The 23,103-nt window shown below is 63.8% G+C and carries 18 protein-coding genes; 4 read left to right on the top strand and 14 right to left on the bottom strand.

Features of this window, described 5'->3' with window-relative positions; translation table 11 throughout:
- Window positions 1-29: 29 nt before the first annotated feature.
- From acs to dksA, 11 genes are all read right to left on the bottom strand, one after another.
- The gene (gene acs, locus HU763_RS21010; RefSeq protein WP_186686723.1) at window positions 30-1,964 is read right to left on the bottom strand and encodes an acetate--CoA ligase; all 1,935 of its coding nucleotides are present in this window, start codon (window positions 1,962-1,964) and stop codon (window positions 30-32) included.
- Between the two features lie 228 nt (window positions 1,965-2,192).
- Window positions 2,193-3,857 carry a glucose-6-phosphate isomerase gene (gene pgi, locus HU763_RS21005; protein ID WP_186686725.1) on the bottom strand — a complete coding sequence of 555 codons (1,665 nt, stop codon included), beginning with the start codon at window positions 3,855-3,857 and terminating at the stop codon, window positions 2,193-2,195.
- 184 nt (window positions 3,858-4,041) lie between these two features.
- Complete coding sequence (panC, locus tag HU763_RS21000; protein ID WP_170032723.1) at window positions 4,042-4,905, bottom strand: pantoate--beta-alanine ligase; 864 nt, start codon at window positions 4,903-4,905, stop codon at window positions 4,042-4,044.
- Entirely contained in the window at window positions 4,902-5,702 is an 801-nt protein-coding gene (gene panB / locus HU763_RS20995) for a 3-methyl-2-oxobutanoate hydroxymethyltransferase (RefSeq protein WP_170032721.1), read from the bottom strand. Before panB ends, panC begins: the two co-directional genes overlap by 4 nt.
- Before the next feature lie 259 nt (window positions 5,703-5,961).
- Window positions 5,962-6,441, bottom strand: coding sequence for a 2-amino-4-hydroxy-6-hydroxymethyldihydropteridine diphosphokinase (gene folK, locus HU763_RS20990; RefSeq protein ID WP_186686727.1), 480 nt, complete (start codon window positions 6,439-6,441; stop codon window positions 5,962-5,964).
- Window positions 6,438-7,826 carry a polynucleotide adenylyltransferase PcnB gene (locus HU763_RS20985; RefSeq protein WP_186686729.1) on the bottom strand — a complete coding sequence of 463 codons (1,389 nt, stop codon included), beginning with the start codon at window positions 7,824-7,826 and terminating at the stop codon, window positions 6,438-6,440. The genes folK and HU763_RS20985 overlap by 4 nt, the downstream gene beginning before the upstream one ends.
- Window positions 7,827-8,664: 838 nt before the next feature.
- On the bottom strand, window positions 8,665-10,104 hold the full coding sequence (locus HU763_RS20980) for a sigma-54-dependent transcriptional regulator (protein ID WP_186686731.1): 1,440 nt from the start codon (window positions 10,102-10,104) through the stop codon (window positions 8,665-8,667).
- 4 nt (window positions 10,105-10,108) lie between these two features.
- Entirely contained in the window at window positions 10,109-13,084 is a 2,976-nt protein-coding gene (locus tag HU763_RS20975) for a sensor histidine kinase (protein WP_186686733.1), read from the bottom strand.
- The gene (locus HU763_RS20970; RefSeq protein ID WP_003250005.1) at window positions 13,068-13,244 is read right to left on the bottom strand and encodes a hypothetical protein; all 177 of its coding nucleotides are present in this window, start codon (window positions 13,242-13,244) and stop codon (window positions 13,068-13,070) included. Before HU763_RS20970 ends, HU763_RS20975 begins: the two co-directional genes overlap by 17 nt.
- A gap of 245 nt (window positions 13,245-13,489) precedes the next feature.
- Window positions 13,490-14,377: a tRNA glutamyl-Q(34) synthetase GluQRS gene (gene gluQRS, locus HU763_RS20965; RefSeq protein WP_186686762.1), complete on the bottom strand. Its 888-nt coding sequence runs from the start codon at window positions 14,375-14,377 to the stop codon at window positions 13,490-13,492.
- A gap of 62 nt (window positions 14,378-14,439) precedes the next feature.
- Window positions 14,440-14,883 (bottom strand): RNA polymerase-binding protein DksA, encoded by a 444-nt coding sequence (dksA, locus tag HU763_RS20960; RefSeq protein ID WP_046613112.1) that lies wholly within the window; start codon window positions 14,881-14,883, stop codon window positions 14,440-14,442.
- 210 nt (window positions 14,884-15,093) lie between these two features.
- On the opposite strand from dksA, the gene HU763_RS20955 reads away from it, so the two are divergent.
- Both HU763_RS20955 and sfsA read left to right on the top strand, forming a co-directional pair.
- Window positions 15,094-16,266 (top strand): pyridoxal phosphate-dependent aminotransferase, encoded by a 1,173-nt coding sequence (locus HU763_RS20955; RefSeq protein WP_170032711.1) that lies wholly within the window; start codon window positions 15,094-15,096, stop codon window positions 16,264-16,266.
- Window positions 16,266-16,979, top strand: a complete 714-nt coding sequence (gene sfsA / locus HU763_RS20950) for a DNA/RNA nuclease SfsA (protein ID WP_186686735.1) — start codon at window positions 16,266-16,268, stop codon at window positions 16,977-16,979. Before HU763_RS20955 ends, sfsA begins: the two co-directional genes overlap by 1 nt.
- Here the strand turns inward: sfsA and HU763_RS20945 are convergent.
- The gene (locus tag HU763_RS20945) at window positions 16,942-17,286 is read right to left on the bottom strand and encodes a Rieske (2Fe-2S) protein (protein WP_186686738.1); all 345 of its coding nucleotides are present in this window, start codon (window positions 17,284-17,286) and stop codon (window positions 16,942-16,944) included. The genes sfsA and HU763_RS20945 overlap by 38 nt on opposite strands.
- Before the next feature lie 230 nt (window positions 17,287-17,516).
- Between HU763_RS20945 and HU763_RS20940 the strand changes: the two genes are divergently transcribed.
- Complete coding sequence (locus tag HU763_RS20940; RefSeq protein ID WP_186686743.1) at window positions 17,517-18,401, top strand: ChaN family lipoprotein; 885 nt, start codon at window positions 17,517-17,519, stop codon at window positions 18,399-18,401.
- Window positions 18,402-18,584: 183 nt separating this feature from the next.
- Here HU763_RS20940 and HU763_RS20935 read toward each other — a convergent pair whose 3' ends face one another.
- Both HU763_RS20935 and HU763_RS20930 read right to left on the bottom strand, forming a co-directional pair.
- On the bottom strand, window positions 18,585-18,863 hold the full coding sequence (locus HU763_RS20935; RefSeq protein ID WP_170032702.1) for a TfoX/Sxy family protein: 279 nt from the start codon (window positions 18,861-18,863) through the stop codon (window positions 18,585-18,587).
- Between the two features lie 240 nt (window positions 18,864-19,103).
- A complete protein-coding gene (locus tag HU763_RS20930; protein ID WP_186686745.1) occupies window positions 19,104-20,666 on the bottom strand; it encodes a bifunctional aminoglycoside phosphotransferase/ATP-binding protein in 1,563 nt (520 codons plus the stop codon).
- Between the two features lie 114 nt (window positions 20,667-20,780).
- Between HU763_RS20930 and mrcB the strand changes: the two genes are divergently transcribed.
- Complete coding sequence (gene mrcB, locus HU763_RS20925; RefSeq protein WP_186686747.1) at window positions 20,781-23,102, top strand: penicillin-binding protein 1B; 2,322 nt, start codon at window positions 20,781-20,783, stop codon at window positions 23,100-23,102.
- Window position 23,103: the final 1 nt, after the last annotated feature.

Raw genomic sequence — 23,103 nt, 5'->3', positions numbered from 1 at the left:
GCAGGGCGGCCACGCACAGCGGCCGCCGGTTACTGGTTGAGGCGTTTGTCGATCAGGCCCTGCACCACGCTGGGGTCGGCCAGGGTCGAGGTATCGCCCAGGTTGTCCAGCTCGTTGCAGGCGATCTTGCGCAGTATACGCCGCATGATCTTGCCTGAGCGTGTCTTGGGCAGTGCCGGAGCCCACTGGATCAGCTCGGGTTTGGCGAAACTGCCGATTTCCTTGCTGACCAAAGCCAGTAGCTCGGCCTTGAGCGCCTCGTCCGGTGTTACCCCGTTCATCGTCGTGACGAAGGCGTACACCCCCTGGCCCTTGAGGTCGTGGGGGTAACCAACCACGGCCGCTTCGGCAACGCTGTCATGCAGCACCAATGCGCTTTCCACCTCGGCGGTACCGATGCGGTGCCCGGAAACATTGATCACGTCGTCGATGCGCCCGGTGATCCAGTAGTCGCCAGCGGCATCGCGGCGAGCGCCATCGCCGGTGAAGTAGTAGCCGGGCATGGGCTTGAAGTAGGTGTCGACCATGCGCTGGTGGTCGCCATAGACACTGCGGATCTGCCCTGGCCAGCTGGCCTTGATGACCAGCAAGCCGGCACCCGGGCCTTCGATCAGCTTGCCCTTGTCATCCAGCAGCAGCGGTTGCACGCCGAACATGGGCTGGCTGGCGCAGCCGGGCTTGAGTACCTGCGAGCCGGGCAGCGGGGTAATCATGATGCCGCCGGTTTCGGTTTGCCACCAGGTATCGACGATGGGGCAGCGCTTCTGGCCAACGGCTTCGAAATACCATTCCCAGGCTTCCGGGTTGATCGGCTCGCCGACGCTGCCGAGCAGGCGCAGGCTTTGGCGTGAGGTGCCCTGCAGCGGCCCGTCGCCTTCGCGCATCAGGGCGCGCAAGGCGGTTGGGGCGGTGTAGAAGATGTTCACCTTGTGCTTGTCCACCACCTGCCAGAAGCGCGAGGTGTCGGGGTAGTTGGGCACCCCTTCGAACATCAGCGAGATCGCGCCATTGGCCAGCGGGCCATAGACGATGTAGCTGTGGCCGGTGACCCAGCCGACGTCGGCAGTGCACCAGAACACCTCGCCATCACGGTAGTCGAACACCACCTTGAAGGTAAGGGTGGCCTGCAGCAGGTAGCCGCCAGTGGTATGCAGCACGCCCTTGGGTTTGCCGGTGCTGCCGGAGGTATACAGGATGAACAGTGGGTCTTCGGCCTCCATCGGCTCGACAGGGCAATCGTCGCCGGCCTTTTCCGTCGCCTCGTGGTACCAGAGATCGCGGCCTTCGGCCCAGGCGACATCAGCGCCAGTGCGGCGTACCACGAACACGCTGCCGACTGCGGGGCAACTGGCCAGGGCCTTGTCGACATTGTGTTTCAGCGGGATGCGCTTGCCGCCGCGCACGCCTTCATCAGCGGTGATCACGGTGCGGCAGTCGGCATCGAGAATGCGGTCGCGCAGGGCATCGGGCGAGAAGCCCCCGAACACCACCGAGTGGATGGCGCCGATGCGGGTGCAGGCGAGCATGGCGAAGGCGGCCTCGGGGATCATCGGCATGTAGATACATACCCGGTCGCCTTTCTTCACCCCTCGCGCCTTGAGGGCATTGGCCAGGCGGCAGACCTGACGGTGCAATTCGCGGTAGGTGATGGCCTTGGCATCCTTGGGGTCGTCACCTTCCCACAGCAACGCGGTCTGGTCGCCGCGCCGGGCCAGGTGGCGGTCGATGCAGTTGTAGCTGACATTCAGCTGGCCGCCGTCGAACCAGCGCGCCTGGCCGGTCTTCAGGTTGCATTGCTGCACACTCGACCAGGGCTTGATCCAGTCCAGGCGCCGGGCTTGTTCGGCCCAGAAGGCGTCGGGGTCGTCGACCGACTGGCGGTAGAGGCGGCGGTAGTCGTCGGGGGAAAGTGCGGCGGACTGGCTGACAGCCAGGGCCTGCGGGTAGTTGCGGATATCGAACATGGCGGGTGGTCCTGCTCTTGTAAGGGGCGATGGACTGCAACGGCTATTCGATAGGACAGTGTAGCTACAGGTGGTGTTCCTGAGGATGGGCCTGGTCCCTGTAGGAGCGGCCTTGTGTCGCGAAGCGGCCCCGACAATTGGCGCACCAGGGCTGAAATCCCGGGGCCGCTTCGCGCCCCATCGCGACACAAGGCCGCTCCTGCACGGAGCGACCGAGTGGCGTTGGGATCAACCGCGGTGACGGCCGCGGAAGTAGTTGATCAGGCCCTGGGTGGAGCCGTCCTCGGCGCTGTCTTCCAGGCTGCCGACCAAGCGCTGGTAAACGCCCTTGCCCAGCTCCTTGCCCAGTTCCACGCCCCACTGGTCGAAGGCGTTGATACCCCAGATCACGCTCTGCACGAACACCTTGTGTTCGTACATCGCCACCAGGGCGCCCAGACGGCGTGGGCTGATGCGCTCCACCACCAGGGTGTTGCTCGGGCGGTTGCCCGGGATCACCTTGTGCGGTGCCAGCTTCTCGATGTCCGTTTCATTCAGGCCCTTGGCGCGCAGCTCGGCCTCGGCTTCCTCGCGGGTCTTGCCCAGCATCAGCGCCTGGCTCTGCGACAGGCAGTTGGCGTACAGCCACTGATGATGGTCGGCGACCGGGTTGAAGCTCACCACCGGCACGATGAAGTCGGCCGGAATCAGCTGGGTGCCCTGGTGCAGCAGCTGGTGGTAGGCGTGCTGGCCGTTGCAGCCGACGCCGCCCCAGATCACCGGGCCGGTATCGGTCTTCACCGGGGTGCCATCCTGCAGCACGCTCTTGCCGTTGGACTCCATGTCCAGCTGTTGCAGGTGCTTGGTGATGTTGCGCAGGTAATGGTCGTACGGCAGGATCGCGTGGCTGTTCGCGCCCCAGAAGTTGCCATACCAGACGCCCAGCAGGGCCAGCAGCACTGGCATGTTCTTTTCGAACGGTGCGGTCTGGAAGTGCTGGTCCATGGTGTAGGCACCAGACAGCAGTTCCTTGAAGTTGGCCATGCCGATGGCCAGTGCAATCGGCAGGCCGATAGCCGACCACAGCGAGTAGCGCCCGCCTACCCAATCCCACATCGGGAAGATGTTCTCTTCGCGGATGCCGAAGGCCACGGCGGCGGCCTTGTTGCTGGAAACGGCGATGAAGTGGCGGTACAGCTCGGCTTCCGAGCCGCCCTGGGCCAGGTACCAGGTGCGTGCAGCCATGGCGTTCTTCAGGGTCTCGAGGGTGTTGAACGACTTCGACGAGACGATGAACAGGGTGGTTTCAGCACGCAGGTTGGCCGACAGCTCGTGGAATTCGCTGCCGTCGATGTTCGCCAGGTAGTGGCAGCGCACGCCGCGTTGGGCATAGGGCAGCAGCGCTTCGGAGACCAGTTCGGGGCCGAGGAACGAACCACCGATGCCGATGTTGACCACGTCGGTGATCGGCTTCTCGCTGTAGCCGCGCCATAGGCCGTCATGGATGCGACCGACCAGTTCGGTGATCTGGTTGAGTACCTTGTGCACTTCCGGCATGACGTTCACGCCGTTGACGCTGAGCTTGTCGCCCACCGGGCGGCGCAGGGCAGTGTGCAGCACCGGGCGGCCTTCGGAGGCGTTGATGATTTCGCCGCTGAACATCGACTTGATGGCATCTTGCAGGCCGACCTGGTCGGCCAGGTTCACCAGCAGGTCACGGGTCTGTTCGGTGATCAGGTTCTTCGAGTAGTCGAGGAACAGGCCACAGGAACTCAGGGAGAACTGGTCGAAACGTTTGGCATCGGCGGCGAAGGCTTCGCGCATGCTGAAGCCTTGCATGGCGTCGCGGTGTTGCTGGAGCGCCTGCCAGGCGGGCAGGGCCGTCACATCGTGGGGTGTACGGTAATACGCCATTGCGCGGGGTTCCCTTGGTGCGTGGTGATGCCTTGGACACGGCAGTCATTGCCGGGTTCAGGCTGGCATCATTATAGGCAAAGGCCACTGGCAGGGAATGGCTATGGCAGAGGTAATTTGGGGCGTTTTGCGCCCCTGCAGGAGCTGGCTTGCCTGTGAATGGGCTGCAAGGCAGCCCATGCAGTTACGCGGTCTTCTCTTCCACATGCAAGTACAGGTTGTCGATCAACCGCGTGTTGCCCAGGTAAGCCGCCGCGATCACCACCAGGTCGCGGTCATCGATCATTGCCGGACGCAGGCTCACGGCATGGCGCACTTCCAGGTAGTCCGGGCGGAACCCCGCGGCAGTCAGTTGCGCCTGACCTTCGGCAACCAGCGCCGCGAAATCACGCTGGCCCCGGCCAATGGCCGCAGCGATATGCTGCAAGGTGCGGTATAACGCCGGTGCCGCAGCCCGCTGCTCAGGTGTCAGGTAACCGTTGCGCGACGACAGCGCCAGGCCATCTTCGGCACGCACGGTAGGCTCGCCGATGACCTGGATCGGCATGTTCAGGTCGCGCACCATGGCGCGTATCACCGCCAGCTGCTGGAAGTCCTTTTCGCCGAACACGGCAAGGTCGGGCTGGACCATGTTGAACAGCTTGGTGACCACGGTAGCCACGCCTTCGAAATGCCCGGGCCGGCTGGCGCCGCACAGGCCTTCGGAAAGCTGGGGAACGCTGACGCGGGTTTGCACGCTCATGCCGTCGGGGTACATTTCGTCGACGGTGGGCGCGAACAACAGGTTGCAGCCGGCCTGCAACAGGCGCTCCTGGTCGGCGGCCAGGGTGCGCGGGTATTTGTCGAGGTCTTCGTTGGCGCCGAACTGCAGCGGGTTGACGAAGATGCTGGCGACCACGAAATCGGCCCGCTGCGCGGCCTTGGTTACCAGGGCCGCGTGGCCGCTGTGCAGGTTGCCCATGGTCGGCACGAAGCCGATGCGCTTGCCTTCACTCCGGGCGCGGGCAACGGCGGCACGCAATTCGCGGACGGTCTTGACTGTATTCATGCACTGAACCCGTGTTCGCTGCCAGGGAAGCTGACCTGCTTGACTGCCTCGACGTAGGCGACGAGGGCGCTGTGGATATCCGGCTGGCCTTGCATGAAGTTCTTCACGAACTTCGGTACGCGACCGCTCAGCGACAGGCCGAGCATGTCGTGCAGGACCAGCACCTGGCCATCGGTGCCGCTGCCGGCACCAATACCGATTACCGGAATACCGACGGCACTGGTGATTTCCGCCGCCAGTTCGCTGGGCACGCATTCGAGCAGCAGCATGGCCGCACCAGCCTGCTCCAGGGCGATGGCGTCGGCACGCATCTGCCGGGCCTGGGCTTCCTGGCGGCCCTGGACCTTGTAGCCGCCCAGGACGTTGACGGTTTGCGGGGTCAAGCCCATGTGCGCGCATACCGGCACGCCACGCTCGGCCAGCAGGCGGATGGTCTCGGCCAGCCAGGCAGCCCCTTCGATCTTGACCATGTGGGCGCCGGCCTGCATCAGCGTGGCACTGTTGGCAAAGGCCTGTTCCGGGGTGGCATGCGCCATGAACGGCAGGTCGGTGAGGATCAGCGCGCCGTCATTGCCGCGTTTGACGCTGGCGGTGTGGTAGGCCATGTCCGCGGTCGTTACCGGTAGGGTGCTGTCGTGGCCTTGCAGGACCATCCCCAGCGAGTCACCCACCAGCAACACTTCGACACCGGCCTGGCTGGCGGCCTTGGCGAAGGTCGCGTCGTAGCAGGTCAGCATGGTGATTTTTTCACCCTTGGCCTTGAGGCCATTGAGGGTGGTCAGGGTTACTTCAGGCATGTAGGAAATTCCTCGTTCAGGCGCTGTAAAAAACGACTGCATTCAACGCGTAGTCATCTTCCGGAGCGGCACATCATCGCGCGTGATGTTCGGGCACAGGTCCGTCCGGGCCTAAATACGGGTAGCGGCACTTCGGTGCCACACGGGACGCCTATAGTCGTGAGCGAGGTGGGGGAAGTCAATCACCCTGTTACCGCATTGTTACGTTCAGGGTGTTACTGGCGTTACCGCGCCGCTGTACACGGCTGAAACGCCCGGTCTACAGGCGTTCGAGGCCGACGAACGGGCACTCTTCGAGCAATTGCGCCAGGGCGCGGCCGTCGGCCAGACGGAAATCGCCCGGTACCAGTTCGGCCAGCGGATACAGCACGAAAGGCCGGGCATGCATGTGGTAATGCGGCACCTTCAGGCGCGGTTCATCCAGCACCTGGTCGCCGAACAGCAGAATGTCCAGGTCCAGTGTGCGCGGGCCCCAGCGCTCCAAGCGCACACGGCCCTGGTCATTTTCGATGGCTTGCAGCGCATCGAGCAGGGCCAAGGGCGGCAAGGCGGTGTCCACGGCGGCGACGGCATTGGTGTAGCGCGGTTGCCCTGGCAGCAGCGAGTCACTGGTGTAGAGGGCCGAGGCCGCCACCAGGCGCGTGCTTTCTACCTGGTCCAGTGCCTGCAGGGCATTGCGCAGCTGCTCGGCAGGTGCGTCCAGGTTGCTGCCCAGGCCGATATAGGCGCGGGTGGTCACTCGAATGCCTCGTCGCCGCCGCGCTTGCGCTTGCCGCCGCTGCGCTTGCGTTTACGTGGGCCGGCGCCGGTGCCTTCATCACGGCTGCCCAGCTCGCGGATCATCTCGCGGCGCTGGCTGTCGTTGGCATCCTGGTAGTCGGTCCACCACTGGCCGAGTTCGTCGGTTTCTTCCCCGGCGCTTTCGCGCAGCAGCAGGAAGTCGTAACCGGCGCGGAAGCGCGGGTTGTCCAGCAAGACATCGGCGCGCTTGCCGCTGCGCCGTGGCAGACGTTCCTGCATGTCCCAGATCTCGCGGATCGGCAGGGTGAAGCGCTTGGGGATGGCGATGCGTGCGCATTGCTCGGCGATCAGGTCGTGGGCTGCACCGTTCATGGCCGGGATGGGCGGCACGCCCTGGGCTTGCAGGTGCAGCACGCGGGCCGGCAGGGCTGGCCACAGCAGCGCGGCGAAGAGGAACGCCGGGGTTACCGGTTTGCCTTGCTTCACGCGCAGGTCGGTGTTGTGCAGCGCCTGGCTGATCAGGGTATGGGTGTAGGTCGGGCGCTCGTCCAGGGCATGTGCACTGGCCGGGAACAGCGGTTCGAACAGCTGCAGGTCGACCAGCATTTCGAAGGCGATGGCGCCCTGGCCGGAGAGGAACAGCTTGAGGCTCTCCTCGAACAGGCGCGCCGGCGGAATCTCGCGCAGCAGCGGTGCCAGTTCGCGCACCGGCTGGACAGTGTGCTTTTCGATACCGAAGTCGAGCTTGGCGGCAAAGCGCACCGCGCGCAGCATGCGCACCGGGTCTTCCTGGTAGCGATGGGTCGGGTCACCGATCAGGCGCAGCAGGCGGTTACGGATATCGTGCACGCCATTGGCATAGTCGAGGATGCGCTCGCTGACTGGGTCGTAGTACAGGGCATTGATGGTGAAGTCGCGGCGTTGCGCGTCCTCTTCCAGGGTGCCGTACACGTTGTCACGCAGGATACGGCCGCTGGCATTGTGCGACGAGCGGTGGCTGTCGCCCTGGTCGTCTTCCGAGTGGTGGGCGCGGAAGGTGGCGACTTCGATGATCTCACGGCCGAAATGCACGTGGACCAGCTTGAAGCGGCGACCGATGATGCGCGCGTTGCGGAATTCGGCACGGACCTGTTCGGGGGTAGCGCTGGTGGCGACATCGAAGTCCTTGGGGGTGATGCCAAGCATCAGGTCGCGGACACAGCCACCGACCAGGTAAGCCTGGTAGCCGGCGCTCTGCAGGCGTTCCACGATGTTCACCGCATGGCGGCTGAACTGGTGGCGCTGCAGCGAATGCTGGCTCTTGTTGATCACCTCAGGTGTGGTACGCCTGTGATGCGGGCCCGGTACGGGCGGGCGGAACGACTGGAACAGCTTCTTCAGCATGGGATGCACTGTTTGAAGGAATGTTCGGCCAAGAATAGGAGAATGGCCGCATGATGGGCGGGGATTCTAGCATTTACTCAAGGAATGGTGTAGGCGGGTAGCAGGATGCCTGCCGGAACGGTAGAAACGACAAGGGGAGCCTAAGCTCCCCAAGAAGTCGTTGCGTGCTCTTATTGTTTTTTTGCTGGGCTTCTTGTTTTTGTTGAGCGCCCTGTCCACAAATCTCGAAGCTTGTGGACGACCCCCAAGCCAGGGGTTAAGAGCAAACGGATTGCTTTGGCCGCTGATGTCACGTTGATCGGTTGATCCAACCAGTTCAGGCGCTGCTTTGAGTGCAGTTTTTGTTGTTCTCTGCCTGGTTGTGGGGCAAGCCCCAAACACGCATCCTCTCCAAAAGAATCAGTTAGCTGCGCCTCCGCCGTCTTGTTTTTATTGTGCGTGAGCCGTTTCGTCTTGTTCTTATTCTGAGTTGCAGTGCTTGTTATTGTTCTTGTACCAGACATATAGCAGGTGCCGTGCCAACTTTTGAAAACCCAGCAAAATCAAGGGATTGAGGCGTTCGTGGGAAATTTCGCAGGCTGAAAATGTCGAAATTTCGTTACCGTATGCCTCGGCAACTGTTACGGCGGTCAAGGCCGGGTAACAGATTTCCGTGGGGGCTGATGTGTTACCTGGGGTGGGTGCGCTGGTTTTGCCGGCCCTTTCGCGGGCACGCCCGCTCCCACAGGAGTTGCCACCCTCTAGGGCAGGGAAATTCCTGTGGGAGCGGGCGTGCCCGCGAAGAGGCCGGAGAGGTTGTAGCCAGGGGCAGGAGGAACCTCCCGCCCCGGTAGATCGGTTACTCGCTGGTAGCGTTGCTCTTGCGCCGCGGTATGCCCAGGCGCTGGCGGCGTTCCCACAGGCACTTGCGGCTGACCCCGAGCTTGCGGGCCAGCTCGGTTTCGGTCATGTGGTCCTGGTGCTCGAGCACGAAGTGCTGGAAGTAGTCTTCCAGCGACAGGTCCTCGGTCGGTTCGTGGCTGGCGTTGGCCGCACTCGACACAGCCAGGGCGCTGTCGAGGATCTCGTCCTCCTCCAGGTCGCTCAGCTCGATATCGATGCCCAGCAGGTCGGCGGAAATTTCTGCACTCTCGCTGAGGATTACCGCGCGCTCGACGGCGTTTTCCAGCTCCCGCACGTTACCCGGCCAGCTGTAGTGACGAATGGCCTGCTCGGCTTCGGCCGAGAAGTGCAGGTCGTCACGGCCGATACGCGCGCTCTGGCGGGCCAGGAAGGCGCTGGCAATTTCGTTGACGTCACTGCCGCGCTCGCGCAGGGCCGGCAGCTTCAGGGCGATCACGTGCAGGCGGTAATACAGGTCTTCACGGAACTGGCCGGCCTTGGCCAGGTTCTTCAGGTCGCGGTGGGTTGCGGCGATCAGGCGCACATCGACCTTCTGCGACTGCACCGAACCGACCCGGCGAATTTCGCCTTCCTGCAGTACACGCAACAGGCGGGCCTGGGCTTCCAGCGGCAGTTCGCCGATTTCGTCGAGGAACAGGGTACCGCCGTCGGCGGCTTCCACCAGGCCCGCCCGCCCGGCACTGGCGCCGGTGAACGCGCCTTTTTCGTGGCCGAACAGCTCGGACTCGATCAGCGTTTCCGGGATGGCTGCACAGTTCACCGAGATCATCGGTGCCTTGGCCCGGCGTGACAGGTTGTGCAGGGCGCGGGCCACCAGCTCCTTGCCGGTACCCGACTCGCCCTGGATCAGCACGTTGGAGTCGGTGGGCGCGACCTTGCGGATCTTGCTGTACATATCCTGCATCGGTGGGCAGGAACCGATGATGCCGATTTCGCCATTGGCCGGGGCGCTGCCCTTGTCGGCGGGGGCCGCCTTGCCATTGCTGGCGCGCGGCTCGGCAACCGGTGCGCTGGCCGGGGCGTTCTGCCGGTCGCGCAGGATGCGCGCCACGGCCTGGAGCATCTCGTCATGGTCGAAGGGCTTGGCGATATAGTCCACCGCGCCCATTTTCATCGAGTCGACCGCCGAGCGCAGGCTGGCATAGCTGGTCATGATCAGTACCGGGGTACCTTGGCCGAGCTTGATCAGTTCGGTGCCGGGTGCGCCTGGCAGGCGCAGGTCGCTGACGATCAGGTCGAAGGTGGCAATGCTGAAGCGTTCCTGGGCTTCCTGCACCGAGCCGGCTTCGCTGACCTGGTACTGGTTCCGTTCGAGCAGGCGACGCAAGGCCGAGCGGATGATGGTTTCGTCTTCGACGATCAGAATGTGCGGCATTGATTCAATTCTCTCGACGGTCTCGAATTTCAGGGGACGTCGCTACGACATGCCGGGGCAGGGTCACGCGGATCCGGGTGCCACGTTGCCGTTCGATATCGGCAGGGCTGTCGATGGTGATTTGCCCATAATGCTCTTCCACGATGGAATAGACCAGAGCGAGCCCCAGTCCGGTTCCTTCGCCCGGGTCCTTGGTGGTGAAGAAGGGTTCGAACAGGCGGTCCATGATGTTCTTCGGGATCCCGCTGCCTTCGTCCTCGACGATCAGGTCGACGGTGTGCTCGTTGACCTCGCTGCGCACGCGCACGGCACTGCCGGGCGGCGAGGCGTCGCGGGCGTTGGAGAGCAGGTTGATCAGCACCTGGGCCAGGCGCTGCGGGTCCCCTTCGACCCAGTGGTCCGGGTCGCAGAGGTTGAAGAACTGTACTTCGAAATTGCGCCGGTTCAACGCCAGCAGACCAATGGCGTCCTGCGCCACTTCGGCCAGGCACACCGGCTCTTCGCTGTTCTGGTGGCTGCCGCCGGCATGAGCGAAGCTCATAAGCGACTGGACGATGCGCGAAACCCGCTTGGTCTGTTCCAGAATCTGGCTGGACAGCTCGATGATTTCACCGTCGTCCTCGCGTTCCTCGCGCAGGTTCTGTGCCAGGCAGGCGATGCCGGTGATCGGGTTGCCGATCTCGTGGGCCACGCCAGCCGCCAGGCGGCCGATGCTGGCCAGGCGTTCGGAGTGTACCAGCTTGTCCTCCAGCGCCTGGGTTTCGGTGAGGTCCTCCACCAGCAGCACCAGGCCGCTGTTGCCTGGTGCCAGCGGCTCGTCGATCGCCGCCTTGTGCAGGTTCAGCCAGCGCGGCTGGCCATCCAGCGCCAGGCGCTGCTTGTGCAGGTGTTCGTCGGGCACGTTGATGAACCCTTGCAGCAGGCCGCGCCAGGGCTCGTCGATGGTGACCAGGCGCGAGCCGACCACGTGCTTGGCGGCGATGCCGGTGAGCTCCTCCATGGCCTTGTTCCACATCAGGATTTCCTGGTCCTTGGCCAACGAGCAGACGCCCATTGGCAGTTCTTGCAGGGTCTGGCGGTGGTAGCGGCGCAGGGCGTCGAGTTCGGCGGCCAGGCCGGTCAGGCGCGAGTGGTAGTCTTCCAGGCGGCTTTCGATGAAGTGGATGTCCTCGGTCACGTAGTTTTCGTTACCGGACTTGTACGGCAAGAAGGTCTCGACCATGTCCTGCGCCACACTCGGCCCCATCAGGCCGGACAGGTTGGCCTCGATACGGTCGCGCAGGCGGCGCAAGGCATAGGGGCGGCGCTCATCGAACGGTAGATAGAGGTCGCGCAGGGCCTGTTCCACTTCCTTTTGTGCGGCCTTGGCGCCCAGTGGCTTGGCCAGCTGAGTGGCGAACTCCTGCGGCGAGGCGGCGTGCAGCTCGCGGCGTTGCGGGCGGCGCACGTTGTCCACCGCGCAGGCCTCGGCTGCGCTGACTTCTTCGGTACTGGCATTGGTGAACAGCGAGATCAGGGTGAACAGCAGCACGTTGGCCGCCAGCGAGGCGATCGCCGCCATGTGCCAGCTGGTGTCGTCCAGTACGTAGATCATGTCCAGCAGCGGGATGTAGAAGCCCTGCAGGTTGCCCAGCAGCGGCAGCAGCATGGTCACCATCCACACCAGGGTACCGGCCAGCAGGCCGGCGATGAAGCCGCGGCGGTTGGCGGTGGGCCAGTACAGCACCGACAGCACGCCGGGCAGGAACTGCAAGGTGGCGACGAAGGCGACGATGCCCAGGTTGGCCAGGCTCTGGTGGTTGCTCTGGGTCAGGTAGAACATGAAGCCGGCGGTGATGATGGCGACGATCAGCGCGCGGCGGGTCCACTTCAGCCAGCGGTAGATATTGCCTTCGGCCGGCGGCTGGTACAGCGGCAGCACCAGGTGGTTGAGGGCCATGCCGGACAGCGCCAGGGTGGTGACGATGATCAGCCCGCTGGCAGCCGACAGGCCGCCGATATAGGCCAGCAGTGCCAATGCCTGGTTGTTGGCGGCAATCCCCAGGCCCAGGGTGAAATACTCGGGATTGGTGCTGGCGCCCAGGCGCAGACCGGCCCACAGCACCAGCGGTACGGCCAGGCTCATCAGCAGCAGGAACAGCGGCAGGCCCCAGCTGGCACTGACCAGCGAGCGCGGGTTGAGGTTTTCGGTGAAGGCCATGTGGTACATGTGCGGCATGACGATCGCCGAAGCGAAGAACACCAGCAGCAAGGTGCGCCATGGCCCTTCCTGCAGCGGGGTATGCAAGGCCGCCAGGGCAGTCTGGTTCTGCAGCAGCCATACCTCCAGCTGGTGCGGGCCGCCGAACACGCCATACAGGGCATACAGGCCGATGCCGCCCAGCGCCAGCAGCTTGATCACCGACTCGAAGGCGATGGCGAAGACCAGCCCTTCGTGTTTCTCGCGGGTGGCGATGTGCCGCGAACCGAAGAAGATGGTGAACAGGATGATCAGGGTACAGAAGGCGAAGGCCACCCGGGCCTTGACTGGTTCGCCGGTGAGGATGCTGATCGAATCGGCCACTGCCTGGATCTGCAGGGCCAGCAAGGGCAGCACGCCGATCAGCATGAAAATCGTGGTCAGCGCCCCGGCCCAGGTACTGCGGAAGCGGAACGCCAGCAGGTCGGCCAGCGATGACAGCTGGTAGGTGCGGGTGATCTTGAGGATCGGATAGAGCAGTACCGGTGCCAGCAGGAACGCGCCGGACACGCCCAGGTAACAGGCGAGGAAGCCGTAGCCGTACTGGTAGGCCAGGCCGACCGAGCCATAGAAGGCCCAGGCACTGGCGTATACACCCAGCGAAAGGGTGTAGGTCAGCGGATGGCGAATGATCGAACGTGGGATCAGGCCCCGTTCGCTGATCCAGGCCACGCCGAACAGCACCATCAGGTACGCGGCGCTGATCAGGATCATCTGGGTCAGGCTAAAGCTCATCGGCATCTCGTTGGCTCTGCAGGATGAAGGTGACGACGATCAGGATCAGCCAGAGCAGGTAAGGGCGGTACCAGGCTCCGGTCGGTTCGATCCACCAGTCCATGATGGCCGGGGAGAACAGGTAGATCCCCACGACCAGAAGCAGGACCAAACGATAGATGTACATGCTGGCCTCGATGGTTGGGCGCTGCGGGCTTGGACTTATTATTGGCGCAAATGGCTGGGGGGATGCTAGCGGGAATCCATGGGGTTCGCCAAGGGGTTGAATTTATTGGGCTTTTGTTTTTGCGGGGTGGGTTGCCCGTGCCGGCCTCTTCGCGGGCGCGCCCGCTCCCACAGGTAAACCACAAATCTTGAAGGTGGTGTAGTTCCTGTGGGAGCGGGCGTGCCCGCGAAGAGGCTGGTAATGCCTCAGCGCAAATCAGCCTCTGGCACCGTGGTGCGCTGTGCAATCGCCTCGGGTTTCCACTGCTTGCGGGCCACTGCCAGCACTTCGGCCGGTGTCGCCAGCAACAGCTCGGGGTCGGTCTCCTGGCCCAGCGCCCGCAATGCCCGCAGCAACAGCGGCGTGGCATGCTCCGCCTGCAGCGGCGGCGAACGGTACGATTTGCCCAGTTTGTGTCCATCCGGCTGGACGATCAGCGGTATATGCAGGTAGCGCGGTTGCGAAAAGCCCAGCAACTCTTGCAGGTACAGCTGGCGCGGGGTGTTGTCGAGCAGGTCGGCGCCGCGCACGATGTCGGTAACACCCTGCCAGGCATCATCCAGTACCACCGCCAGCTGGTAGGCATACAGCCCGTCGCGGCGCTGGATGACGAAATCCCCTACCTCACGCCCCAGGTGTTGCTGGAACTCGCCCTGCACCCGGTCGGTAAAGCGATAGATCAGTTCCGGTACCCGCAAGCGGATCGCCGCGCCTTCACGCGCATGCCCGGCGTTGCGACAAAAACCGGGGTAGATGCCGTTGTAACCCTCCAGCTGCTTGCGCGAGCAGGTACAGGCATAAGCCAGGCCCATGTTGAACAGGCGATCGACCACTGCGCCGTAGGCGTCGTGCCGCTGGCTCTGGAACACCACTTCGCCATCCCATTCCAGGCCATAGCGCTCCAGCGTTTGCAGGATGGCATCGCGGGCACCGGGCATTTCCCGCGGCGGGTCGGTATCCTCCATGCGCAGCAGCCAGCGGCCGTTGACGGCGCGGGCATCGAGCCAGGAGGCGAGGGCGGCGACCAGCGAGCCGAAGTGCAGGAAGCCGCTGGGAGTGGGGGCGAAACGCCCGATGTAACGGGTATCGGTCATGGTCAGGCTGGGCATGAAATGAAACGGGGCGCATGATGCGCCCCGTCCGGATGGAAGAAGGATCAGCCTTTGCCGACCGTCTTTTCCTTTTTCTCGGCAATTTCCTTGCAGTCGAAGCACAGGTCCGCAGTAGGACGGGCTTCCAGGCGACGCAGGCCGATCTCGATGCCGCACGATTCGCACCAGCCGTACTCGTCGGCCTTGATCTTTTCGAGGGTCTTGTCGATCTTCTTGATCAGCTTGCGCTCGCGATCGCGATTGCGCAGCTCCAGGGCGAATTCTTCTTCCTGGCTGGCGCGGTCGGCCGGGTCGGGGAAGTTGGCTGCCTCGTCCTTCATATGGTCCACAGTGCGGTCGACACTTTCCATCAAGTCTCGCTTCCAGGCGCCGAGAAGCTTGGTGAAGTGCTGTTTCATGGGCTCGCCCATGTACTCTTCACCCTTGGTTTCTACGTAGGGCTCGACACCGTACATGGTCTGGGCTTTTTGCTTTTCTACGGTGGACATGAATAGACCGCCTCTCACTCATCTGATCCAATGCGCAGGCTGCTCCATCTCCGGCACCCGCCGGCCCTGCGACTGCGAGCCGCCGAACTTACCAGATAGATCGGGGGTGCGCTACCCCGCCCGATCTTGCTGATTGACACCGGCCTGAGCGGTACGTTCGATCGCTCGCAGAGGTAGAATCTCCAGTTTAGACCCTATTGAGAGAAGGTCATGGCCCACCCTTACAGCGCGCGCAGCCGCGCCATCGAACCCTTCCATGTCATGGCGCTGCTGGCCCGGGCCAACGAGCTGCAGGCGGCCGGGCACGACGTGATCCACCTGGAAATCGGCGAGCCGGACTTCACCACCGCTGCGCCGATCGTCGCCGCTGGCCAGGCGGCACTCGCCGCCGGGCACACCCGGTATACCGCCGCTCGCGGCCTGCCGGCGTTGCGCGAAGCGATTGCCGGTTTCTACGGCCAGCGCTATGGCCTGACTGTCGATCCTGAACGCATCCTGATTACCCCGGGTGGCTCCGGGGCACTGCTGCTGGCCAGCAGCTTGCTGGTCGACCCCGGCAAGCACTGGCTGCTGGCCGACCCGGGTTACCCGTGCAACCGCCACTTCCTGCGCCTGGTCGAAGGCGGCGCGCAACTGGTGCCGGTCGGCCCGGAGGTCAACTACCAGCTGACCGCCGACCTGGTGCAGCGCCATTGGGACAAGGACACCGTTGGTGCCCTGGTTGCCTCGCCAGCCAACCCCACCGGCACCGTGCTGGGTCGGGACGAGCTGGCCAGCCTGTCCACTGCCACCCGGGAGCGCCACGGCCACCTGGTGGTGGACGAGATCTACCATGGCCTGACCTACGGCATGGACGCGCCCAGTGTGCTGGAAGTGGATGACTCGGCGTTTGTGCTGAATAGTTTTTCCAAGTATTTCGGCATGACCGGTTGGCGCCTCGGCTGGCTGGTAGCGCCGCCCGGCGCCGTGGCAGACCTGGAAAAACTGGCACAAAACCTGTACATCAGCGCGCCAAGCATGGCCCAGCATGCCGCGCTGGCGTGCTTCCAGCCCGAGACCCTGGCCATTTTCGAAGAGCGCCGCGCCGAGTTCGCCCGCCGTCGCGACTATCTGTTGCCCGCCCTGCGCGAGCTTGGCTTCCGCATTGCCGTCGAACCGCAGGGGGCCTTCTATCTGTATGCCGACATCAGTGCCTTTGGTGGTGATGCGTTCGCCTTTTGCCGGCATTTCCTGGAAACCGAGCACCTGGCCTTTACCCCGGGCCTGGATTTCGGCCGGCACCTGGCCGGCCATCATGTGCGTTTCGCCTATACCCAGAGCCTGCCGCGCCTGGAGCAGGCGGTGCAGCGGATTGCCCGCGGGCTGCGGAGCTGGCAGGGCTGATGCTGTTCTTTCCTCCACTCGAACAGGGTCGCCTGCTGCGCCGCTACAAGCGTTTTCTGGCAGACATCGAACTGGCCAGCGGCGAACAGCTGACCATCCACTGCCCGAATACTGGCTCCATGCTCAACTGCATGCGCGAAGGCGGGCAGGTGTGGTTCAGCCGCTCCAGCGACCCCAAGCGCAAGCTGCCGGGCACCTGGGAAATCAGTGAAACCCCACAGGGGCGGCTGGCCTGCGTGAATACCGGGCGGGCCAACGGGCTGGTCGAAGAAGCCCTGCGTGCCGGCGTCATCGCCGAACTGGCCGGTTTCACCGCGCTCAAGCGTGAAGTGGCCTATGGCGAGGAAGGCAGCCGCATCGACTTTCGCCTGGATTTCGACGGCGCCCCGGCCTATGTCGAAGTCAAGAGCGTGACCCTCGGCTACCCCGACAGCCTGGTTGCGGCGTTCCCTGATGCGGTAACCCAACGCGGTGCCAAGCACCTGCGCGAGCTGGCCAAGCTGGCCCGGCAGGGGGTACGCGCCGTGCAGTTGTATTGTGTGAACCTGACTGGCATCGACGCCGTGCGCCCAGCCGCGGAAATCGATGCAGCCTATAGCCAGGCCCTGCATAGCGCAGTGGCCGACGGCGTGGAAGTGCTGGCCTATGGCACGCGCCTGGACGCCGCGGGTATCGTCATCGATCGCCGTCTGCCGGTGCTGCTTGGCCCTTGAGCCAGATACCCTGGCTGTCTTCATGGCAGCTCAGGGCCTGCAACTGCTTGCCCTCGCAGGGCCCGGCCACGCATTCGCCGCTTTCGATCAGGAACAGCGCGCCATGATGGGCGCAGTGGATCAGGCTGGCGCTGTCGTCGAGAAATTCATCCTCGGCCCAGTTCAGCGGTATGCCGCGGTGCGGGCACAGGTTGCGGTACAGATGCACCTGGCCCTGGCGACGCACGCCGAACAGTTCGATGCCGTCTACGCTGAAGGCGCGGCTCTGGCCTTCGGCCAGGCCTTGGGAGGTACAAAGGAAATGCATGGCAGGGATGGCCCGTGAAAGCAATGGTAGCCTGACGCACCAAGGCGAGTGATTGTTCAATCGCCCGCATGGGTTGCGCCTGGTTGCCTATGGTGCGCAGTTCCGCCGTCCGCTACAAGGCGCGCGGCCAGCCAGGGGAAGGAAAGCTGAGCGGGTTTGCCCGCGACGGTTGTGCAGCCACAGCGCTGCAGGCAAGTGCATGTACATGCCAATGAACAAGAGGTACACCCATGCGTCATCCGCTGCTCTCCGGTTTCTCGCTGTGCCTGGCACTGGCGCTGGGGGGCTGCCAGGCCAGCCTGCCGCCGTTGCCGGCCTGGCAGAGCAGTGAAGGGCGCAGCCATGCCGAACTGGGGCATATCGTCGAGCTTGCCAGCGGCCAGTTGATCAGCCCAGAGCAATTGCTGCAGCGTTTGTCTGCCGCCCCACGGGTGCTGGTCGGTGAAAAGCACGACAACCCCGACCACCATGCGCTGCAACTGTGGCTGTTGCGCGCCCTGCAAGGCCAGCGGGCGCAAGGCAGCCTGTTGCTGGAAATGCTGCAGCCCGAGCAACAACCGTTGGTGGACAAGCTTGCCGGGCAACCGGTGCCGGCAGACCTGCCCCAGGCCCTGGCCTGGCAGGACGGTTGGGATTGGCAGTTGTATGGGCCGATCATCACCGAAGCCCTGCGACAACACGTGCCTTTGCTGGCAGCCAACCTTTCAACCGCCGAGATGCGCCAGGCTTATCGGCAGCCGGCTTCGTTGCTCGGTGAGCGTTCCAACGCGCCAGCGGTCCAGGCTGCCCTGCTGGAGCATGTGCGTGCCGGGCATTGCGGGATGCTGCCGGAAAGCCAGTTGCCGGCGATGCTGGCGGTGCAACAGCAGCGTGACCGGCGTATGGCCGAGCGCTTGCTGGCGGCGCCGCAGCCGGTGCTGCTGTTTGCAGGGGCCTATCACGTGCGCAAGGATTTGGGCGTGCCGTTGCACCTGGCTGACCTGGGTGCGCAAGGAGAAAGCACGGTGCTGGTGTTGGCGGAGGTGGGCGACTGGGTTGAGGCGACCGAGGCCGACTATGCGTGGTATACGGCGGCGACGCCGGAGCAGGACTATTGCGCGCAGATGCGGCGCTAGCTCAGGTAGAAAACACTGGCCAAAAAAAGACCCGGCAAACTGCCGGGTCAATAACCGTGATTAGCCTGATGAGGAGATAATCTGAGAGTCCGAACCAGGGGCTCTTAGTTTATCCAACCAGTCTCGCGACCAGTTGTGATAATCATAACGATTCTCATTTCGAGGTCAATCCCTTTACCACGATTATTTCGGATTTTTTTGCGGCGGGCATTTTGCGTCCAGCTGCTGATTGAGCGCTTCTTTGCGTTCTAGCGGCAAATCGTTCCAGTGCATGTCCAGAAGCGCGCCTTCAATGGCATACAGCAGCACCTTCGATGCGCGGAACCCTCGCGTCTTCACGGCCTGGTACGCACCCACCGCGCCCAGTCGTCGCAGATCCGATGCACTGTGGATGCCCGCTGCATGCAGCCACTGCGCAGAGGTCTTGCCAAGGTTCTTCAGATGCTGCAATTCATCGTTCATCGAGCCTCCTTGCGATGGCTGAACGGGTCATGGGGAGATAAATCGCGAGCAGGTCAGAGAGGAGTGTAGCGGGGGTTGGGAAATGCGCGGCCTTTTGCCATTGGGTGCGACGAGATGACCCGTGGGGGCCTCTTCGCGGGCTTGCCCGCTCCCACAGGTGCGGCACAGCTTGCAAGGCCTGTGCTGTACCTGTGGGAGCGGGCAAGCCCGCGAAGAGGCCCCCACGGGAAAGCGCTGAACTTACAGCCCAGGCAAGCGCTGACGAACCTGTTCGATCACCTGGTCCATGCTGGCGGCGTCCTGGGTATCGACGCGTTTGCTCTGGGCCAGTTCCTGGGCATCCAGTGGCTCCCGGTTGGCCTGCTGGGCCTTGATCACGTCCAGCGTGGCATCCGATGGATCGTTGCTTTCGGCCTGGCGCTGCGCCAGCCAGCTGGCGATGACCGCGTCCGGTGCATGGCAGTCGAGGATCAGGAACGGCACACCGGTCTGGCTGGCCACATCGGCTGCCGCCTGGCGCTGCTCACGCTTGAGGTAGGTGGCATCCAGCACTACCGGGAAGCCGGCACGCAGCACGGTTGCTGCGACTTCGTGCAGTCGCTGGTAAGTCGCGGTGCTGGCGTCCTGGGCATAGATGCCACTGCTCAGCTGGCCCGCGTCGGCCTGCTGCTGCTCGCCAAACAAGCGCTTGCGCTCGACGTCCGAACGCACGCGGACGGCGCCCAGGGCCTCGACCATGCGCATGGCCACGTGGCTTTTGCCCACCGCCGAAACGCCATGGGTAATGGCCAGCAGGCGCGACGGGATGGCACTGTAGCTTTCTGCCAGGTTGGCGTAGTTGCGGTAGGTGCGCAGGGTGGTTGCACGCTGCACGCCATCGGCGTTGGCCGGCATGCTGAACAATGCCACTTTGGCCCGTACCAGCGCGCGGTAGGCCTTGTAGAAGTTGAGCAACTCGAGGCCTTGGTAGTCACCGGTCAGTTCCAGGTACTGGCTGATGAAGCGCCGGGCCAGGCATTTCAGGCCGCGGTCTTCCAGGTCCATGGCCAGGAAAGCGGTGTCGGCGTAGACGTCGGTCAGGCGGAACGGTTCGTTGAACTCGATGCAGTCGAAGATCACTACCTGGCCATCGATCAGGGTGGCATTGCCGAGGTGGATGTCACCGTGGCATTCGCGGATGAAACCGTTGGCCTTGCGCTGTTCCAGCAGGCCATGCAGGCGCTCGAAGCTGCTGCTTGCCCAAGCCTCGAGGGCGTCGAGCTGTTGCAGGTCGGCCTTGTCGCTGAGGAACGGGCGGATCTGCTCGAAGTTCTGTTCCACCGGCGCCATCACGCTGTCCGGCGTGCCCAGGGGGTGCTCTACCAGCACGCGGGGAGCCTGCAGGTGGAACTCGGCGATCTGCCGGGCCATCTGGTCGATGTGTGCGGCGTTCAGTTCGCCATTGGCCTGCAAGGTGTTGAGCATCTGCCCCTGGGGGAACTGGCGCATCTTCAGCACGTACTCGATGGCTTCGCCTTCTCCACCGATCTGCGGCGCCTCGATGCTGCCGGTAATTGGCAACACTTCCAGGTACAGGCCGTCGGTCAGGCGCTGGTTCAGGCGCAATTCTTCGTTACAGAAATGCCGGCGCTGGTCCAGGCTGGTGAAATCGAGGAAGCCGAAGTTCATCGGTTTCTTGATCTTATAGGCATACTCGCCGGTGAGCAGCACCCAGGAAATATGCGTCTCGATCAGCTGGAACCCCTCCACGGGGTGAGGGTACAGGGCAGGGTTCTGCAGCGCGGTGATAAGGGCTTGGCTCACGGGAAATCCTTCCGGGGCAGGGAATTCGAATGCGCCATTATGGTCAATGGTGCCGCCCCTGCCTACCGCCGGGCCGTCTGCCCAGCCTTTATAAAGTGCGTATAATCCGCCGCCATGACTCGAACCCGAAATCCCCGTACCCCTCAGAAACGCCCGACCGGCCGTTCTCGCGCCTGGCTGGGCTGGGCCTTGAAGCTCAGCCTGGTCGGCCTGGTGATCGTTGCCGGCTTCGCGGTTTACCTCGATGCAGTTGTCCAGGAAAAGTTCTCTGGCAAGCGCTGGACCATCCCGGCCAAGGTGTATGCCCGGCCGCTGGAGCTATTCACCGGGCAGAAGCTGAGCAAGGACGACTTCCTCACCGAGCTGGATGCGCTCGGCTATCGGCGTGAAAGCGCAGTCAACGGCCCCGGTGCGGCATCGGTCAATGGCAATACGGTCGACCTCAACACCCGTGGCTTCCAGTTCTACGAGGGCATGGAGCCGGCACAGTTCGTGCGGGTGCGCTTCTCGGGCGACTACGTGGCGGGCCTTTCCGGGGCCAACGGCAAGGCGCTCGATGTGGTGCGTCTGGAGCCGCTGATGATCGGCGGCATCTACCCGAAAAACCTCGAAGACCGCATCCTGATCAAGATCGACCAGGTGCCCAAGTACCTGCTCGAAACCCTGGTGGCTACCGAAGACCGTGATTTCTACAGCCACTTCGGCGTATCGCCCAAGTCCATCGCCCGCGCCGTGTGGGTCAACACCTCGGCCGGCTCGATGCGTCAGGGCGGCAGTACCCTGACCCAGCAGTTGGTGAAGAACTTCTACCTCACCAGCGAGCGCAGCCTCAGCCGCAAGCTGACCGAGGCCATGATGGCCGTGCTGCTGGAGCTGCACTACGACAAGCGCGAAATCCTCGAGGCCTACCTCAACGAAGTGTTCGTCGGCCAGGACGGCCAGCGTGCGGTGCACGGCTTCGGCCTGGCCAGCCAGTTCTTCTTCAGCCAGCCACTGTCGGAGCTGAAACTGCACCAGATCGCCTTGCTGGTGGGCATGGTCAAAGGCCCGTCCTACTACAACCCGCGACGCTACCCCGAGCGCGCCCTCGCGCGCCGCAACCTGGTGCTCGACCTGGTGGCCGAACAGGGTGTGGCCAGCCAGGCCGAAGTGGATGCGGCGAAGCAGATGCCGCTGGGTGTGACCAAGCGCGGCAGCCTGGCAGACAGTTCGTTCCCGGCATTCCTCGACCTGGTCAAGCGTCAGCTGCGCCAGGACTACCGCGATGAAGACTTGACCGAAGAAGGCCTGCGCATCTTCACCAGTTTCGACCCGATCCTGCAGATGAAGGCCGAAGCCTCGATGAGCGAGACCTTCAAGCGCCTGGCGGGCCGCAAGGGGGCTGACGATGTCGAGTCGGCGATGGTCGTGACCAACCCGGAAACCGGTGAAGTGCAGGCGCTGATCGGCAGCCGTCAGGCCGGTTTCGCTGGCTTCAACCGCGCCATCGATGCGGTGCGCCCGATCGGCTCGCTGGTCAAGCCGGCGGTATACCTGACCGCGCTGGAACAACCGACCAAGTACACACTGACCAGCTGGGTGCAGGACGAGCCGTTCTCGGTCAAAGGCGCCGACGGCCAGGTCTGGCGGCCGCAGAACTACGACCGCCGCCCGCACGGCACCATCTACCTGTACCAGGGGCTGGCCAACTCCTACAACCTGTCGACCGCCAAGATCGGCCTGGAAGTCGGCGTGCCCAACGTGATCAAGACCATTGGCCGGCTGGGCGTGAACGTCGACTGGCCGGCCTTCCCAGCCATGCTGCTGGGCGCCGGCGGCATGTCGCCGATGCAGGTGGCGACCATGTACCAGACCATCGCCAACGGCGGCTTCAATACGCCGATGCGCGGTATCCGCAGCGTGCTCACCGCCGAGGGCGAGCCGCTCAAGCGCTACCCGTTCCAGATCCAGCAAACCTTCGACCCGGGTGCCATCTACCTGGTGCAGAACGCCATGCAGCGGGTAATGCGCGAAGGTACCGGTCGCTCGGTATACAACACCTTGCCGCGCACGCTGACCCTGGCGGGCAAGACCGGTACCAGCAACGACTCGCGTGACAGCTGGTTCTCCGGTTTCAGCCAGGACCTGCTGGCCGTGGTGTGGATGGGCCGCGACGACAACGGCAAGACGCCGTTCACTGGCGCGACCGGTGCCCTGCAGGTGTGGACCAGCTTCATGAAGAAGGCCGACCCGCTGCCGTTGGACATGCCGCAACCGGATAACGTGGTACAGGCGTGGATTGACCCCTACAGTGGCCATGGGTCTGATGGCAGCTGTCCGGGAGCGGTGCAGATGCCGTATATTCGCGGGAGTGAGCCGCCCGCCGGTGCGACCTGTGGCGGCGAGCAGGATCCAGTTGAATCGGTCATGGACTGGGTCAAAGGCTGGATGAATTAAG

This window comes from Pseudomonas anuradhapurensis, assembly GCF_014269225.2.
GTDB classification, from domain to species: domain Bacteria; phylum Pseudomonadota; class Gammaproteobacteria; order Pseudomonadales; family Pseudomonadaceae; genus Aquipseudomonas; species Aquipseudomonas anuradhapurensis.
This window is presented reverse-complemented; position numbering and strand designations above follow the sequence as displayed.

Bases quoted from the DNA above. Each gene is read 5' to 3' on its own strand.
- acs (WP_186686723.1), bottom strand. From the start codon at position 1,964: ATGTTCGATATCCGCAACTACCCGCAGGCCCTGGCTGTCAGCCAGTCC.
- pgi (WP_186686725.1), bottom strand. From the start codon at position 3,857: ATGGCGTATTACCGTACACCCCACGATGTGACGGCCCTGCCCGCCTGG.
- panC (WP_170032723.1), bottom strand. From the start codon at position 4,905: ATGAATACAGTCAAGACCGTCCGCGAATTGCGTGCCGCCGTTGCCCGC.
- panB (WP_170032721.1), bottom strand. From the start codon at position 5,702: ATGCCTGAAGTAACCCTGACCACCCTCAATGGCCTCAAGGCCAAGGGT.
- HU763_RS20985 (WP_186686729.1), bottom strand. From the start codon at position 7,826: ATGCTGAAGAAGCTGTTCCAGTCGTTCCGCCCGCCCGTACCGGGCCCG.
- HU763_RS20980 (WP_186686731.1), bottom strand. From the start codon at position 10,104: ATGCCGCACATTCTGATCGTCGAAGACGAAACCATCATCCGCTCGGCC.
- HU763_RS20975 (WP_186686733.1), bottom strand. From the start codon at position 13,084: ATGCCGATGAGCTTTAGCCTGACCCAGATGATCCTGATCAGCGCCGCG.
- HU763_RS20970 (WP_003250005.1), bottom strand. From the start codon at position 13,244: ATGTACATCTATCGTTTGGTCCTGCTTCTGGTCGTGGGGATCTACCTG.
- gluQRS (WP_186686762.1), bottom strand. From the start codon at position 14,377: ATGACCGATACCCGTTACATCGGGCGTTTCGCCCCCACTCCCAGCGGC.
- dksA (WP_046613112.1), bottom strand. From the start codon at position 14,883: ATGTCCACCGTAGAAAAGCAAAAAGCCCAGACCATGTACGGTGTCGAG.
- HU763_RS20955 (WP_170032711.1), top strand. From the start codon at position 15,094: ATGGCCCACCCTTACAGCGCGCGCAGCCGCGCCATCGAACCCTTCCAT.
- sfsA (WP_186686735.1), top strand. From the start codon at position 16,266: ATGCTGTTCTTTCCTCCACTCGAACAGGGTCGCCTGCTGCGCCGCTAC.
- HU763_RS20945 (WP_186686738.1), bottom strand. From the start codon at position 17,286: ATGCATTTCCTTTGTACCTCCCAAGGCCTGGCCGAAGGCCAGAGCCGC.
- HU763_RS20940 (WP_186686743.1), top strand. From the start codon at position 17,517: ATGCGTCATCCGCTGCTCTCCGGTTTCTCGCTGTGCCTGGCACTGGCG.
- HU763_RS20935 (WP_170032702.1), bottom strand. From the start codon at position 18,863: ATGAACGATGAATTGCAGCATCTGAAGAACCTTGGCAAGACCTCTGCG.
- mrcB (WP_186686747.1), top strand. From the start codon at position 20,781: ATGACTCGAACCCGAAATCCCCGTACCCCTCAGAAACGCCCGACCGGC.